At 64.7% G+C, this 13,649-nt stretch carries 15 protein-coding genes, 2 pseudogenes and 1 other annotated feature; of the genes and pseudogenes, 14 read left to right on the top strand and 3 right to left on the bottom strand.

Features of this window, described 5'->3' with window-relative positions:
- Positions 1-62 precede the first annotated feature (62 nt).
- From PA01_00415 to PA01_00450, 8 genes and pseudogenes are all read left to right on the top strand, one after another.
- On the top strand, positions 63-938 hold the full coding sequence (locus PA01_00415; GenBank protein KON82543.1) for a branched-chain amino acid ABC transporter permease: 876 nt from the start codon (positions 63-65) through the stop codon (positions 936-938).
- 2 nt (positions 939-940) lie between these two features.
- Positions 941-1,873, top strand: a complete 933-nt coding sequence (locus tag PA01_00420) for a branched-chain amino acid ABC transporter permease (GenBank protein KON82661.1) — start codon at positions 941-943, stop codon at positions 1,871-1,873.
- A complete protein-coding gene (locus PA01_00425; protein KON82544.1) occupies positions 1,873-2,628 on the top strand; it encodes an ABC transporter ATP-binding protein in 756 nt (251 codons plus the stop codon). The genes PA01_00420 and PA01_00425 overlap by 1 nt, the downstream gene beginning before the upstream one ends.
- A gap of 71 nt (positions 2,629-2,699) precedes the next feature.
- A pseudogene (locus tag PA01_18325) lies at positions 2,700-3,014 on the top strand (hemerythrin domain-containing protein).
- A gap of 258 nt (positions 3,015-3,272) precedes the next feature.
- Positions 3,273-3,985 (top strand): annotated as a pseudogene (locus PA01_00435) (ABC transporter ATP-binding protein).
- 73 nt (positions 3,986-4,058) lie between these two features.
- The gene (locus tag PA01_00440; protein KON82662.1) at positions 4,059-4,823 is read left to right on the top strand and encodes an enoyl-CoA hydratase; all 765 of its coding nucleotides are present in this window, start codon (positions 4,059-4,061) and stop codon (positions 4,821-4,823) included.
- Positions 4,824-5,279: 456 nt separating this feature from the next.
- A complete protein-coding gene (locus PA01_00445; protein KON82545.1) occupies positions 5,280-5,891 on the top strand; it encodes a class I SAM-dependent methyltransferase in 612 nt (203 codons plus the stop codon).
- 69 nt (positions 5,892-5,960) lie between these two features.
- Positions 5,961-6,098, top strand: a complete 138-nt coding sequence (locus PA01_00450) for a hypothetical protein (protein KON82546.2) — start codon at positions 5,961-5,963, stop codon at positions 6,096-6,098.
- A 104-nt stretch (positions 6,099-6,202) separates the two neighbouring features.
- Here PA01_00450 and PA01_18330 read toward each other — a convergent pair.
- Positions 6,203-7,064, bottom strand: a protein-coding gene (locus tag PA01_18330; protein ID KON82663.2) for an IS5 family transposase whose coding sequence is annotated in 2 segments (ribosomal slippage) — positions 6,203-6,650 and positions 6,649-7,064 — 864 coding nt in all. Because the reading frame shifts where the segments join, the coding sequence is not laid out codon by codon here.
- Positions 7,065-7,219: 155 nt separating this feature from the next.
- Between PA01_18330 and PA01_00460 the strand changes: the two genes are divergently transcribed.
- Positions 7,220-8,203 (top strand): IS5 family transposase, encoded by a 984-nt coding sequence (locus PA01_00460; protein KON82547.1) that lies wholly within the window; start codon positions 7,220-7,222, stop codon positions 8,201-8,203.
- A gap of 146 nt (positions 8,204-8,349) precedes the next feature.
- On the opposite strand, the gene PA01_00465 is transcribed toward PA01_00460, so the two are convergent.
- On the bottom strand, positions 8,350-9,090 hold the full coding sequence (locus PA01_00465) for a hypothetical protein (GenBank protein KON82548.1): 741 nt from the start codon (positions 9,088-9,090) through the stop codon (positions 8,350-8,352).
- Positions 9,091-9,203: 113 nt separating this feature from the next.
- Between PA01_00465 and PA01_18335 the strand changes: the two genes are divergently transcribed.
- Both PA01_18335 and PA01_00475 read left to right on the top strand, forming a co-directional pair.
- Positions 9,204-9,413 carry a hypothetical protein gene (locus PA01_18335; protein KAI5913742.1) on the top strand — a complete coding sequence of 70 codons (210 nt, stop codon included), beginning with the start codon at positions 9,204-9,206 and terminating at the stop codon, positions 9,411-9,413.
- A gap of 1,034 nt (positions 9,414-10,447) precedes the next feature.
- Positions 10,448-11,212 (top strand): TRAP transporter substrate-binding protein, encoded by a 765-nt coding sequence (locus tag PA01_00475; GenBank protein ID KAI5913743.1) that lies wholly within the window; start codon positions 10,448-10,450, stop codon positions 11,210-11,212.
- Here the strand turns inward: PA01_00475 and PA01_00480 are convergent.
- Positions 11,176-12,398, bottom strand: a protein-coding gene (locus tag PA01_00480) for an IS3 family transposase (GenBank protein KON82549.2) whose coding sequence is annotated in 2 segments (ribosomal slippage) — positions 11,176-12,116 and positions 12,116-12,398 — 1,224 coding nt in all. Because the reading frame shifts where the segments join, the coding sequence is not laid out codon by codon here. The genes PA01_00475 and PA01_00480 overlap by 37 nt on opposite strands.
- Positions 12,004-12,120 (bottom strand) — a sequence feature (AL1L pseudoknot). (Overlaps the previous gene by 117 nt.)
- A gap of 79 nt (positions 12,399-12,477) precedes the next feature.
- Between PA01_00480 and PA01_00490 the strand changes: the two genes are divergently transcribed.
- The 3 genes from PA01_00490 to PA01_00500 are packed head-to-tail and all read left to right on the top strand — an operon-like array spanning position 12,478 to position 13,642.
- Complete coding sequence (locus PA01_00490) at positions 12,478-12,792, top strand: hypothetical protein (GenBank protein ID KON82551.1); 315 nt, start codon at positions 12,478-12,480, stop codon at positions 12,790-12,792.
- A 12-nt stretch (positions 12,793-12,804) separates the two neighbouring features.
- Complete coding sequence (locus PA01_00495) at positions 12,805-13,287, top strand: TRAP transporter small permease (protein ID KON82552.1); 483 nt, start codon at positions 12,805-12,807, stop codon at positions 13,285-13,287.
- Positions 13,277-13,642: a TRAP transporter permease gene (locus PA01_00500; GenBank protein KON82553.1), complete on the top strand. Its 366-nt coding sequence runs from the start codon at positions 13,277-13,279 to the stop codon at positions 13,640-13,642. The genes PA01_00495 and PA01_00500 overlap by 11 nt, the downstream gene beginning before the upstream one ends.
- The last annotated feature ends 7 nt before the right edge of the window (positions 13,643-13,649 follow it).

Genomic DNA, 13,649 nt, shown 5'->3' on the forward strand with positions numbered 1-13,649 from the left:
CTCGCCCGGGTTTCCCCGGGCAGCGTAGCTCCGTTCGTCCCGAAATCCGAAGGAGGCATTCCGTGCTGTCCGAACTTCTGCAGTTCCTCTTTTCCGGCCTCACCGTCGGCGCGATGTACGCGCTGGCCGCGGTCGGCTTTTCCCTGATCTACAGCGCCTCCGGCGTGATCAACTTCGCGCAGGGCGAGTTCATCATGCTTGGTGGCATGTCTGCGGCGCTGCTCGTGCAGGCGGGCGTCCCGCTGCCGCTGGCGATCTCGCTCGCGGTGCTCGTCGCGACGGTGGCCGGCCTCATCGTCGAGAAGCTCGCGATCGAGCCGGCCGGCAACTCCGAAGTCGTCACGCTCGTCATCATCACGATCGGCGCGTCGCTGACGCTGCGCGGCCTCGTGGAAGTGTTCCTCGGCAAGGGCAACCATGCGCTGCCGGCGTTCTCCGGCGAGGAGCCGATCGCGATCCTCGGTGCGACGCTGATGCCGCAGAGCCTGTGGGTCATGGGCGTGACGCTCGTCGTGGTCGTCGCTCTCGCGCTCTTCTTCGGCCGCACCGCGCTCGGCAAGGCCGTGCTCGCGACCTCGTGCAACAAGCTCGCGGCGCAGTTGGTCGGCGTCAACACCCGCTTCATCCTGCTGCTCGCGTTCGGCCTGTCGGCGGCGCTCGGTGCCGTGGGCGGCATCCTCGTCGCGCCGATGACCTACACCAGCTACGACGTGGGCATCATGATAGGCCTCAAGGGCTTCGTCGCGGCGGCGCTCGGCGGGCTCGGCAGCGGAATCGGCGCGATCGTCGGCGGCCTGTTGCTGGGCGTCGTCGAGGCGATGACCGCCGGCTACATCTCGTCCGCCTACAAGGACGCGATGCCTTTCGTGCTGATCCTTCTCATCCTCTTCTTCCTGCCGCAGGGCCTGTTCGGGAAGAAGACCACCGACCGGGTATGACGATGAAACCGACCACACGCGGATTCCTGTTCCTCGCGTTCGTGCTGGCGGTGCTGCCGCTGGCGCTGCCGAACGCCTACTACTACGACCTCGCGATCCGTATCGCGATCAACGCCAGCATCGCCGTTGGCCTCAACCTGCTGATAGGCTACACCGGCCAGATCAGCCTCGGCCACGCCGGCTTCTTCGGCATCGGCGCCTATGCGTCGGCGATCATGACGAGCCGCTACGGCTGGCCGTCGGCGGTCGCGCTGATCCTCGGGGCGGTGGCGACCGCAGTCCTCGCGTTCGCGGTCGCGCGTCCGATCCTGAAGCTCAAAGGGCATTACCTGGCGATGGCGACGCTCGGGCTCGGCATCATCCTGTCGATGGTGATCGTCAACGAGACCGACTTTACCGGCGGCCCGGACGGCATGCCGGTCGATGCGTTCACCGTGTTCGGCGTGCAGATCGTCGGCGAGCAGACCTGGTATGCAGTCGTCGCGGTGATGCTGCTGCTCGTCACGCGCGCCGCGCTGAACCTCATCGACGCGCCGGCGGGCCGTGCGCTGCAGGCGATCCATGGCTCCGAGATCGCGGCGCGTGTCGCGGGCGTCGATACCACTTCGTTCAAGGTGCGCGTCTTCGTCCTCTCGGCTGTCGTCGCGAGCGTGATGGGCAGCGTCACGGCCCACTACGTCGGCTTCCTGACGCCGGGCGTCGCCGGCTTCTTCCATTCGATCGAGCTCGTCACGATGGTCGTGCTCGGCGGCATGGCGTCGGTGTTCGGCTCGATCCTCGGCGCGGTCGTGCTGACGCTGCTGCCGCAGCTGCTGTCGGCGTTCGAGGGCTGGGAGACGGTGGTCTTCGGCCTGATCCTGATGCTGACGATGATCTTCCTGCCGCGCGGCATCGTCCCGACGCTGCGCCTGAAGTTCGCCGGGAGGGCCGCGTGATGCTCGAAGTGCGCAACCTCTCGAAGACTTTCGGCGGCGTGAAGGCGGTGCAGGACGTGTCCTTCACCGTGCGCGGCGGAACAATCCACGCCGTGATCGGCCCCAACGGCGCCGGCAAGACGACGCTTTTCAACCTCATCACGGGCATCTACACGCCGACCAGCGGGGAAATCCTGTTCGACGACGCACCTGCGGGGGGCGAGAGCCCCGACCGCCTCGCGCGCCGCGGCATGAGCCGGACCTTCCAGAACCTGCAGGTGTGCATGAACATGAGCGCGATCGAGAACGTCATGGTCGGCGCCCACCTGCGGCTGGGCTCCAGCCTGCTCGCCGGCCTGTTCCGGCTGCCCGGGCTGGCGAAGGCCGACGCCGAATGCCGCGACGAGGCCGCGCGCCTGATGGAGTTCGTCGGCGTCGGCCAGTATCGCGACACCCACGCCAGCCAGATGTCCTACGGCGCGCTGAAGCGCCTCGAGATCGCGCGCGCGCTCGCGGCGAAACCGAAGCTGCTGCTGCTCGACGAACCGGCCGCAGGCCTCAACCACACCGAGACCGCCGAGATCGAGGCGCTGATCCGCAAGGTCGCGGATTCTGGCGTCACGGTCGTCCTCGTCGAGCACGACATGAAGCTCGTCATGAACCTGTCCGACCACATCCTCGTGCTCGACTACGGCCGCAAGCTCGCCGAAGGCACGGCCGCCGAGATCCGCGACAACCCCGACGTCATCGCCGCCTATCTCGGCGCATCGGCCTGAAGGAGCCCTCCATGGAAGTTCTTGAATCACGGATGCTGGCGATCGACGTCATCCAGGCGGAGCACCGCGGGATGTGGCGCGTCGCGACGGCCCTCGACGCGCTGGGCGAAGCCATTGCCGCCGACCGCGACGCGCGGGCCGCCGCCGCGACGACGGTCGAGCTGCTGGAATACCTGGACGTGTACATCGACCGCATCCACCACCGCAAGGAAGACGAGTTCCTGTTCCCGGCCCTGCGGCGCAGGGATCCGGCTGCGGCGGAAGCCATCGCCCGGCTCGAAGCAGAGCACCGCGACGGCCCGGCCCACCGCGACCGCGTCCATGCACTGGCGGTGACGTTCCGCGAGGGCCGACGCGGCGACCAGCAGGTCTTCCTCGACGCCTTGCGCGAGTTCGCCGAGCACCTGCGCCAGCACATGCGCTTCGAGGAAACGACGGTCATTCCCTCCGCACGCCACGCGCTGACGCCCGAGGACTGGGAGCGCATCGACGAAGCCTTCGCGGCCGACGAAGATCCGCTGTTCGGCAGCCGCGCCCGTGGTGAGCTCGACATGCTCAAGGCCCGCATCATCGCGCTCGCGCCCGAGCCCGTCGGTCTCGGCGGCCGGCGCGAGACGCCGTCCTTCCTCGCCCCCGCCCAGCCGGTGCGCGAAACCGTCCTCGAGATCCGCGGCTTGACCTCGCACTACGGCCGCATCCAGGCGTTGCACGGCATCGACCTCGACGTGAAGCAAGGCCAGCTCGTCGCGCTGGTGGGTGCGAACGGCGCCGGCAAGACGACGCTGCTGCGCACGATCTCCGGCGTGCAGCCCGCTTCTAGCGGGGCGGTGCGCTTCCGGGCGAGGACATCACGCGTCTCGCCCCGGAAAAACGCGTGCGCGCCGGCATCTGCCAGGTGCCCGAAGGGCGGCAGGTGTTCGGCCCGATGAGCATCGAGGACAACCTGCGCCTGGGTGCCTACGTCCGCCATGATCGCGAGATCGAGCAGGACCTCGAGCGCATGTACGGCATCTTCCCGATCCTGAAGGAGAAGCGCGCGCTGCCCGCGGGGACGCTCTCCGGCGGGCAGCAGCAGATGCTCGCGATGGCGCGCGCGTTGATGGGACGGCCGAAGCTGCTGCTGCTCGACGAGCCTTCGATGGGCCTTCGCGCCCCTGCTCGTCGAGGAGATCTTCCGCGTCATCCGGCGCCTCAAGGCCGAAGGCATCACGATCTTCCTCGTCGAGCAGAACGCGCACGCCGCATTGGCGATCGCCGACATCGGCTACGTCGTCGAGACCGGCCACACGATTCTCAGCGGCCGGGCCCCGAGCTGCTGCACGACGAACAGGTGAAGAAGGCTTATCTGGGCATGTGATGCCCGTCACGAATAAATTGGGAGAAATACCGTGTCCGACCTCCACGATTCAAAGGACAAGCTTGGTGAACCGCTGGTACTCGCCGAGCGCCGGGGCCGCGTCGGCTTGCTCACGCTGAACCGCCCCGACCACCTAAACGCGCTGAGCGATGCCCTCATCGACCTGCTCGGCGACGAGCTCGAGGCGATGGACGCCGACGAGTCGATCGGCGCGATCGTCATCGTCGGTGCGGGCAAGGCCTTCGCGGCCGGGGCCGACATCGACGCGATGGCGGACTGGAGCTACATGGACGTCTACAAGACGAACTACGTGTCGCGGAACTGGGACCGGCTCGCTCGCGTCCGCAAACCGGTCATCGCGGCGGTTCGCGGCTTCGCGCTCGGGGGCGGATGCGAGCTGGCGATGACCTGCGACATGATCATCGCCGCTGAAGACGCTCGATTCGGCCAGCCCGAAATCCGCCTCGGCGTGCTGCCGGGCGCGGGCGGCACGCAACGGCTGCCGCGCGCGGTCGGCAAGGCGAAGGCGATGGACATGTGCCTGACCGCCCGGATGATGGATGCGCAGGAAGCCGAGCGTGTCGGACTCGTGTCGCGCATCGTCCCCGCCGAGCGCCTGCTCGACGAAGCGCTCGAAGCCGCCGCGCGGATCGCTGCCTTTTCCCTCCCGGTCGCGATGATGATCAAAGAGTCGGTGAACCGCGCCTTCGAATCGGGCCTGTCGGAAGGCCTGCTATTCGAGCGACGGAGTTTCCACGCGACCTTCGGGCTGCAGGACCAAAAGGAAGGCATGGCGGCCTTCGTCGCCAAACGCAGCGCGATCTACACCCATCGCTGAGCCGAATGCCACTGTTCGTGCGCCTCGTCGACGGTGTCGCCCTCGACGCGGCGCGGGAAGCGAAGACTGCGTCCCGCCTGCGGACCGACTGCAGCCCGCACCAGTGCCGGACGCGATCCACAGCGTCCACGCCGTTCCGTACACATTGACCGGCAAGAAGATGGAGATTCCGGTCCGGAAGATCGTGATGGGCGTGCCTCCGAAAAGGCGGCCAGTTGCGATGCGATGATGAACCCGGCTTCGCTCGACTGGTACATCGGGTTTGCGGGAGAACGCGCCCGCGCGGCAGACCTTGCGGGAAACGAACGCACCGTCTGATCGAGCTTCTTGCTTCCGCCGAGCTACGCCAATCGGCGTAACTTCTGGCGTAGGTTTAGGGTTTCAGGACTTACGAGCCATCAACGGGACGGAAACACCCTGCCAAGAGGAGTACCAGCGGATGAAGAAGAACCTCGAATGACGATCCAGGAGCAGTTGTTTCCCGCCACGGGCATGCCGGACAGGGACTGGTGGCATGCCCTGTGGCCCGACCCTGATGGTGTCGTCAAGGCCGTGCGCATCGAGCAAGGGATGACGGTCGTCGATCTGGGCTGCGGCGACGGTTATTTTACGGCTGCCATCGCCCGGCAGGTGGGTTCGGGGCACGTCATCGGTTTCGACCTCGATCCGGTCATGCTGAAGCAGGCGCAAGCGGCGTGCGAGGGGATGGCGAATTGCGACTGGCTGCTGGGGGACGCCATGGCGCTGAGCTGTCTGCTGGATGCGCCCGCAGACTATGTGCTGATCGCCAACACCTTCCACGGCGCGCCGGACAAGACGGCACTGGCCCGCGAAGTCGCTGCGGCCTTGAAGCCCAACGGCCGCTTCGTCATCGTCAATTGGCATTCCCTGCCGCGCGAACAAACGACCGTCCTCGGCCAGCCGCGAGGCCCCAAGACAGAAATGCGCATGTCGCCGGAACAAACCCGCACGGTGGTCGAGCCGGCCGGCTTCAAGCTGGAAACGCTGGTCGAGCTGCCGCCCTACCACTACGGGGCAGTTTTCATCCGCACCCACCGGGAAAGGTGAGCAGTGAGTCCCATTGTCCTGGAGTCCGTGTTGACGTGCCCACACTGTGGATTCGCCCGGCAGGAAACCATGCCGACCGACGCCTGCCAGTTCTTCTACGAGTGCCGAAACTGCAAGGCGCTGCTGCGCCCCAACCCCGGCGACTGTTGCGTGTTCTGTTCCTTCGGCTCGGTGAAATGCCCGCCGATTCAGGCGCAGCTGGCCTGAAAAGGCTGGACGACAGCTTGCAAATCGATCTGGACATTGGTGGTGGAATTTCAGCGCTTCTTGGCTTGGCCGGCTGCTCCCGCTCACACGGGGCCATTAAGAATCTATCCGTAAATTATATTGACGCTGAGCGGCACCTTGCGAAAGGCGATGATGGCAGCGGCCAGATGATTGAGGGCGAGGAAGCTGCGTTCGAGTTTCTCGTAGCGCACGAGCAGTTTGCGAAAGCGGTTGAACCAGCTGTGGCAGACCTCGACCACCCAGCGCCTGGCCTTCTTTTTCGGATTGCGACGTTTCATGGCGGCTTCCTTGCGGCGATTGACCACATGAGGGATATAGCCGTGCGCCTCGATGGTTTGACGGTTCCCCGCACTGCGATATCCAGCATCGGCACACAGGTGCTTGTGTCGCCGCCGCGGCGGGTTCTTGCGCTTGATCATGATGGCGCTGAGCACCTCTACGAGCCGCTTGCCATCATTGACGTTGGCCCCGGTCACGATGAGCGACAACGGGACGCCACGGCCGTCGACGAGCAGATGACGTTTGCTCCCCTTTTTTCCCCCGATCCGTCGGGTTGGGCCCCACGGCTTCTTGTGCCAGAGGCGCTTTCATCATCGCCCCATCCACGCTTTGCCAGCGCCAGGCAATGCCTTCCATCTCGTCGTACTCGGCCAGCCCAGCCTGCCACAGCGCTTCGAACAGCCCCGCCTTCTCCCATTGGAGAAAGCGCTTGTGCACCGCGCTGGCGCTGCCGAATCGCTCCTTGGGCAAGGCCTTCCATTGGCAGCCCGTGCGCAGCACATACACAATGGCTTCGAACACCAGTCGTGGCGGCTTGGGCGGGCGCCCAGCCCCCGGTTTGCGCACGTACCGCTTGCCCGGAGAGGGCGCGCGTTGCGGAATCAGTGGCTCCACACGCTCCCAGAACGCATCGGTCACCTCCCACGATTGAACTCGCCCGGTCATACCCTCTCCCCAACAACGCGGCAACTGCGGCTTCAGGGAGAGTATATCTATTTACGGATAAGTTCTAAGGAGACGCTGATTTATTCGGACACCGTGGACCCGTGCTGCCGATGCGTTTGAGATAATTCTTTCAGCCCACGCCCCCGAGACTGAGCATGCAATCGAGCTTTTCCGACCTTGAGTACGCTGCGAAGAAGAAGCTGACGCGGCGCGATCGGTTCCTGGCCGAGATCGAGGCGGTAACGCCTTGGTCGGCGTTGGTGGCCGAACTCGAACCGCACTATCCGAAGGGAGAAGGCCGCGGTCGTCCGCCGATCGGGCTCGAGCGAATGCTGCGGATGTACGTGGCGCAGCAGTGCTTCGGGCTGTCGGACGAAGGGATCGAGGACGCTGTCTACGACAGCCAGTCGATCCGCCGTTTCATCGGCATCGATCTGGCGCGCGAGTCCGCTCCGGATGCGACGACGCTGCTCAAGTTCCGGCGCCTGCTCGAGACGCACGGGTTGACGCGCAAGATCTTCGAGACGATCAACGCCCACCTTGCACAGAAAGGCTTGATGATGCGTGAAGGCACCATCGTCGATGCCACGCTGATCGCCGCGCCGCCCTCGACGAAGAATCGCGAGCAAGCCCGCGACCCGGAGATGCATCAAGCCAAGAAAGGCAAGCAGTGGCACTTCGGCATGAAGGCGCACATCGGTGTCGATGCCGATTCCGGTCTGGTCCATACCCTGGTCGGCACCGCGGCCAACGTCGCGGATGTCACCCAGGCGCATGCGCTGCTGCACGGCGACGAGACCGATGTGCTCGGCGACGCGGGCTATCAGGGCGTGCACAAGCGCGATGAGAACAAGGGCCTCTCGATCGACTGGCACGTGGCGATGCGCCCGGGCAAGCGCAAGGCGCTGGGCACGAGCCGTCTCGACCGGCTGCTCGAGCAGTATGAACATGCCAAGGCGCGCATCCGGGCAAAGGTCGAGCATCCTTTCCATGTCGTGAAGAACCTGTTTCGTCACCGCAAGACGCGTTACCGCGGGTTGGCGAAGAACACCGCGCAGTTGTTCTCGCTCTTCGGGCTCGCCAATCTGGTCCTGGCGCGTCGGCGATTGCTCGTGCCCGACGCCCGCAGTGCGTCCTGAATGATGAAAATCGAAGAACGCACATTGAACCCGCCCCGGAAAGCTCTCCGCGCGAGCAATTCCGCGAACGATCCGATCAAATTCTCGGAGCAAACGTTGCCACGGCCGATCATCGACGACGGGTTCGTCATTTGTTCAGCGTCTCCCTAGGTACACCGCGGCAGAAGATCGCGCCCAGTCGACTCGAACAGCCGGCCGAAACTTGGGCTCGCCCCGCTATGGCCGACCAAACGCGCGGCCGCCCAAGCACCGGCCATGGCACTGGAAATAACCGGGATGCCGAGCTCGCACTCAAGAGGAACCGTGACCCCCAGGGTCTGGAGCCCACCACAGGACAGCAGCAGGGCGTCGACCGGTTGAGCCGTTCCCGCCCGCACCCCGATCTCCATTAACCGCCCGGCGCCAACGCTGGGCACGTCCTCGACACGCTCGATATCGAGCGAGTCCAGCACCGCCACCTCGAAACCAGCAAAGCGCAGGAAGTCGGCAAGCCTTTGGTTGACCGCCTCCACATAGGCGGTGGCAACGGCGATGCGGCTGGCGCCGACCGCGCGCAGCGCCTCGACAATCGCGTTGCTCATGGTGGTTGCCGGACGCCCCCCAGCGGCTTCCATGATGTGCACCAACTCGTCATTGAAGGTCGGTCCCCTATAGAAACTGAGCGAGGTGCCCATCATGATTACGGCGTCGGCGCCATCCGCCACCAGGCGGCGGGCAAGTTCGCCGGTCCTGTCGATAACGGCCTCATATCCCTCCGGCGTCATCTTCTCAAGCCCGAGGCCGGCCGAGAGAAAGCGCACCTCCCGGCCATAAAGAACGGGCGGTTCAGGAGGTATGGCACCGCTTGCGGGCGGCACGATTAGTCCCACGGTGGGCAAATGCCTCATGACTGGTCCCCTATTTAGCCTTTTCCCCGACCACGCGCCGACGGACGCGCGGCAAATTCGCAGCGGCCGGCCCCAGAATGCGAAGCACATCATTCACTCATCGCGAATTCGCGGTGTCGGAGAAGACCGGTATGGGCGACGGCCGGTACGACCCGACACGGGTGTTCGACACAGCTCGTCAGCTGGCGGGCGAGGTGATTGCCTTAGATATGCGTGAAATCTCCTGGCAGCAGGGCACCCTCATCAACACAGTACTGTTCGCTGCGATGGTCGGTTCGGACTGCCTGCCATTTCCATGCGAGGCGTGCGACGGTGCAATCTAGCGATCGGGCAAGGGGGTCGAGACCAGTCTGCGTGGTTTCGACGCGGGCGCGCCCGCGCAGGCATGACAGCGACAGCGCGGGCCGATAGTCAGGCGCGCATTGCGGCCGACCTGGCTCCGGTGAGCGATTTGCCGCGGGCGGTAGGCGGCGTGGCTGCGGAAGGCTACGCGCAGGTGCGCGACTACCAGGATGGGGCATATGCGTCACGTTGCTTGCAGCGGCTGCGCTCAGACTGTCTCAAGGCAGGCGATGCAGATGAAGTCGGTACCGAAGTCGCGCGTCACCTTGCTGTGGATGACATACGAGGATGTCGTTCGTGTTGCTGAACTGAAAACTCGTCGTTCGCGGATCGATCAGATGCGTGCTGAAGTAGGTGCACGGCTGGTCGAGCCGGTATATGTCACGGAGTTTCTGAAGCCGCGCTGGAGGAAATTCGGGCGGTGCTGCCAGCAGGCCTTGGGCAGTGGATCGAGCCGATGTTGAAGAGCGCGCGACTTGTCAATGGCATGGGCTTGCGATTGCGATTGCGATTGCGATTGCGGACAGACACTGTGTCCGGTTTCGCACTCTTAGCCCTGCTGCGCTGCTTGAAACCCTTACGGCCGCCAAGCCTGCGCTTTGCCCAGGAGCAACAGGTAATGGAGCGCTGGCTGGCGGCTGTAGAGCGAGACGCAGAGCGTAGTCCATCGTTGGCGCTGGAACTCGCACGCTGCGGCCGATTGATCAAAGGCTATGGGACACTGCCGAGCGTGGCCATCGCAGCATGCGCTTGATCCTCGAACTGCTGGAGCAGAATGGGGGCGACCCCGAAAGGCTGTCCGAGCGGGTGACCGCTGCCCATGTCGCCGCACTCGCGGACTCGGAACGTCGCGACGTTGCCCTTGCGCTGGATAGGCCCGTACCACAACCGCGGGCGGTGCCGGTACGGATCGTCCGCGGTAATATGGCCGAGGGCTTCGTTCCCATGCAATCTGTTTTACGTCAAAATGTTTTATATAAACCTATAACTATTCACCAAAGTGAGGAGACAAGACATGAACAAGCACACTTTCGTCTACGGTTTCGCTATGACTCTCGGCTTGGCTGCCGCATTGCCGGCGGTCGCCGCGGACAAGCAGGTGGAGCTGCGTTTGGCACACTGGCTGCCGGCGCAGCATGCGCTCGTGAAAACCGGCTTTGCGCCTTGGGCAAAATCCGTGGAAGCCGCGTCGGGTGGCAGCATCAAGGTGATGTCCTTCCCCGCCCAGCAACTCGGCAAGGCGGCGGACCACTACGACATGGCGCGCGACGGCATCGCCGACATGAGCTGGGTCAGCCCCGGCTACCAGGCGGGCCGCTTCCCGATCTTCGCAGCAAGCGAACTACCCTTCCAGGCGAGCACGCCGGGTGCGGGGTCCGCTGCGCTCGACGCCTGGTATCGCAAATACGCGGCCAAGGAGATGGCCGACGTCAAGCTCTGTTTCGCCCACATGCACATTGGTACGCTGCATTCCAAGGCCCCGATCACCGACCCAAACCAGATCCGCGGCATGAAGATCCGTCCGGCCAACGGCACGGTGGCGCAGATGGTGACCCTGCTCGGCGGCAGCAACGTGCAGGTGTCGGCGCCGGAGTCGCGCGACGCGCTCGACAAAGGGGTGGCCGACGCCATCACCTTCCCGTGGAATTCGCTGATCACCTTCAACGTGCACAAGGCGGCCAAATTCCACACCGACATGCGGCTTGAATCGCCCCGGGTTTCGCGGAGGCCGTTTTGTGTGAGTCAGGCGGCGACCGCCTGCTCGCCAAGGCTGCGGTAATAGTTTGCCTCGGCTTCGGCTGGGGGAATGTACCCGATCGGCTCAAGTAACCGGTGATGGTTGAACCACGAGACCCATTCGAGGGTGGCCAGCTCGACCGCTTCGACGCTTTTCCAGGGCCCACGCCGGTGAATGACTTCTGCCTTGTAGAGCCCGTTGATGGTTTCGGCGAGCGCGTTGTCGTAGCTGTCGCCCCGGCTGCCGACCGACGGCTCGATGCCCGCTTCTGCCAGTCGCTCGCTGTATCGGATCGAGACGTACTGCGAGCCGCGATCGCTATGATGAATCAAAGCATTACGTTCGGGTTGGCGCGCCCACAGGGACTGTTCCAGCGCATCGAGGACGAACTCCGTGCGCATGGACCGGCTGACGCGCCAACCTACGATGTAGCGGGCGAAGACGTCGATGACGAAGGCGACGTACACGAAACCCTGCCAGGTCGAGACATAGGTGAAGTCGGAAACCCAGAGCTGGTTCGGGCGCTGCGCGGCGAACTGACGATTGACGCGATCGAGCGGACAAGGAGCAGCAGGATCCGGCCGGGTAGTCCGCATGACCTTGCCGCGCATGGCGCCGCGCAGCCCTTTGACACGCATCAACCGCTCAACCGTGCAGCGGGCGACCTCAAGGCCTTCGCGCCGCAACTGCCGCCATACCTTGCGCGCTCCATACACCTGCAGATTCGCCTGCCAGATCCGCTCGATGTGGTCCTCCAGCATCGCGTCGCGACGGGCCCGCGCACAGCGCAAAGCCGGATCGCGCCGGCGCGCCACGGCACGTCGATAAGCCGACGGGGCGACCTGCAGCACCTTGCAGATCGGCTCGACCCCGAAGTGCTCGCGGTGCGTGTCGATGAAACCGTTCATCACTTGTTGCGGCGGTCGAGCTCCGCCTGCGCGAAATACGCGCTGGCCAGGCGCAGGATCTCGTTGGCCTTCTTCAGCTCGCGGACCTCGCGCTCGAGTTCCCTGATGCGTTGCTGCTCGGCGTTCGTGAGCCCCTCGCGCTGGCCGGTGTCGCGCTCATGCTGGCGAACCCACCGGCGCAGTGTCTCCGCCGTGCAGCCAATCTTTGCCGCGATCGAGACGATCGCCGCCCACTGGGATTCGTACTGACCCTTGGCCTCACACACCATACGCACGGCGCGCTCGGTGACCTCGGGGGAGAACTTCGCTGTCTTTTTCATGGGCTCCATCTTCTCAAGAGTTGGAGCCTCCGCAAAACCCGGGGCGATTCAGCTTTACAACGCTTCCTTCGTGTGGGTGATGAACAAGGGCTGGTACGACCAGCTCTCGACCGCGCAGCGCCAGGTGATCGACGACCACTGCAACAACGAGTGGGCGGCCAAGGTCGGCACCGCCTGGGGCGACGAGGAGGATTCCGGCGCGGCCAAGCTTGCCGAGATGGGCGGGGGCCAGACCATCGTCAAGCTCACGCCGGACCAACTGGACAAATGGAAGAAGGCAGTGACGCCGGTGTACGACATGTGGGCCAAGGCGATGCCTGCTGGAAGCGCTGATCCGGTCGAAGTGCTCGACGAATATCGGCGGGAGTTGACCGCTCGCAACGCCGCATACTGAGCGGAGGACACCATGAAAACGCTGCTCGCGGCGACTGAAACGGTGGCCGCGGTCTTCCTGCTGCTGATCGCGCTACTCACCACCACCAACGTGCTCAGCCGGGAACTGCTGGGCGTGACGATCCCCGACTGGTTCGACGGTTCCCAGCTGTTGCTGGGCGTCGCGCTGTTCTGGGGGATGGCGATCGCCAGCTACCGCGGCGGGCACATCTGTGTCGATATCCTCTGGGAGCACCTGGGGCCCCCTAACCGACGCCGGCTGGACATTCTCGCCGCTGCGGTCTGCGCGGCGTTCCTGCTGCCGCTGGCATGGATGGTATGGGTCAAGGTCGGCGGCGTTGGTACGCAGTCGACCTCGGACCTGCGTCTTCCGCTGCTGGGCCCCTATGCGATCGCCGCCGCTGGCATAAGTTGCGGCGCCTTGCTGGCCTGTGCACGTCTTATCGAATTGCTGATGAATCACGTTCGAGGCGAGGAGGAACAGCATGGATCGTGATCTCGTCGCCCTCGGGGGCTTCGTTCTGATGTTCGTGCTGATGGTGCTGCGCATCCCCGTCGGCATTGCGATGGGCGTGGTCGGCGTACTCGGCTTTGGCGTCCTGTCTGGCGTGGGGCCGGCACTCAACCTGCTCGCCAACGTGCCGCTGTCCGTCGTGACGGACTACAACCTGTCGGTGATTCCGATGTTCATCCTGATGGGCGCATTTGCGTCAAGTTCGGGCATGAGCCAGGAACTGTTTCATTCTGGCCGAGGCTGTGTAAAAACGGTTCAACCTGCGCTGCCCGGCGTCCGCGTCGGCAGGACTCTTGGCAATTCAAGTCATTCGCTGGCGGCGAGGCGGCGTTATTGAGGACGTA

The sequence above is a fragment of the Azoarcus sp. PA01 genome (genome assembly GCA_001274695.2).
Lineage (GTDB): Bacteria > Pseudomonadota > Gammaproteobacteria > Burkholderiales > Rhodocyclaceae > Aromatoleum.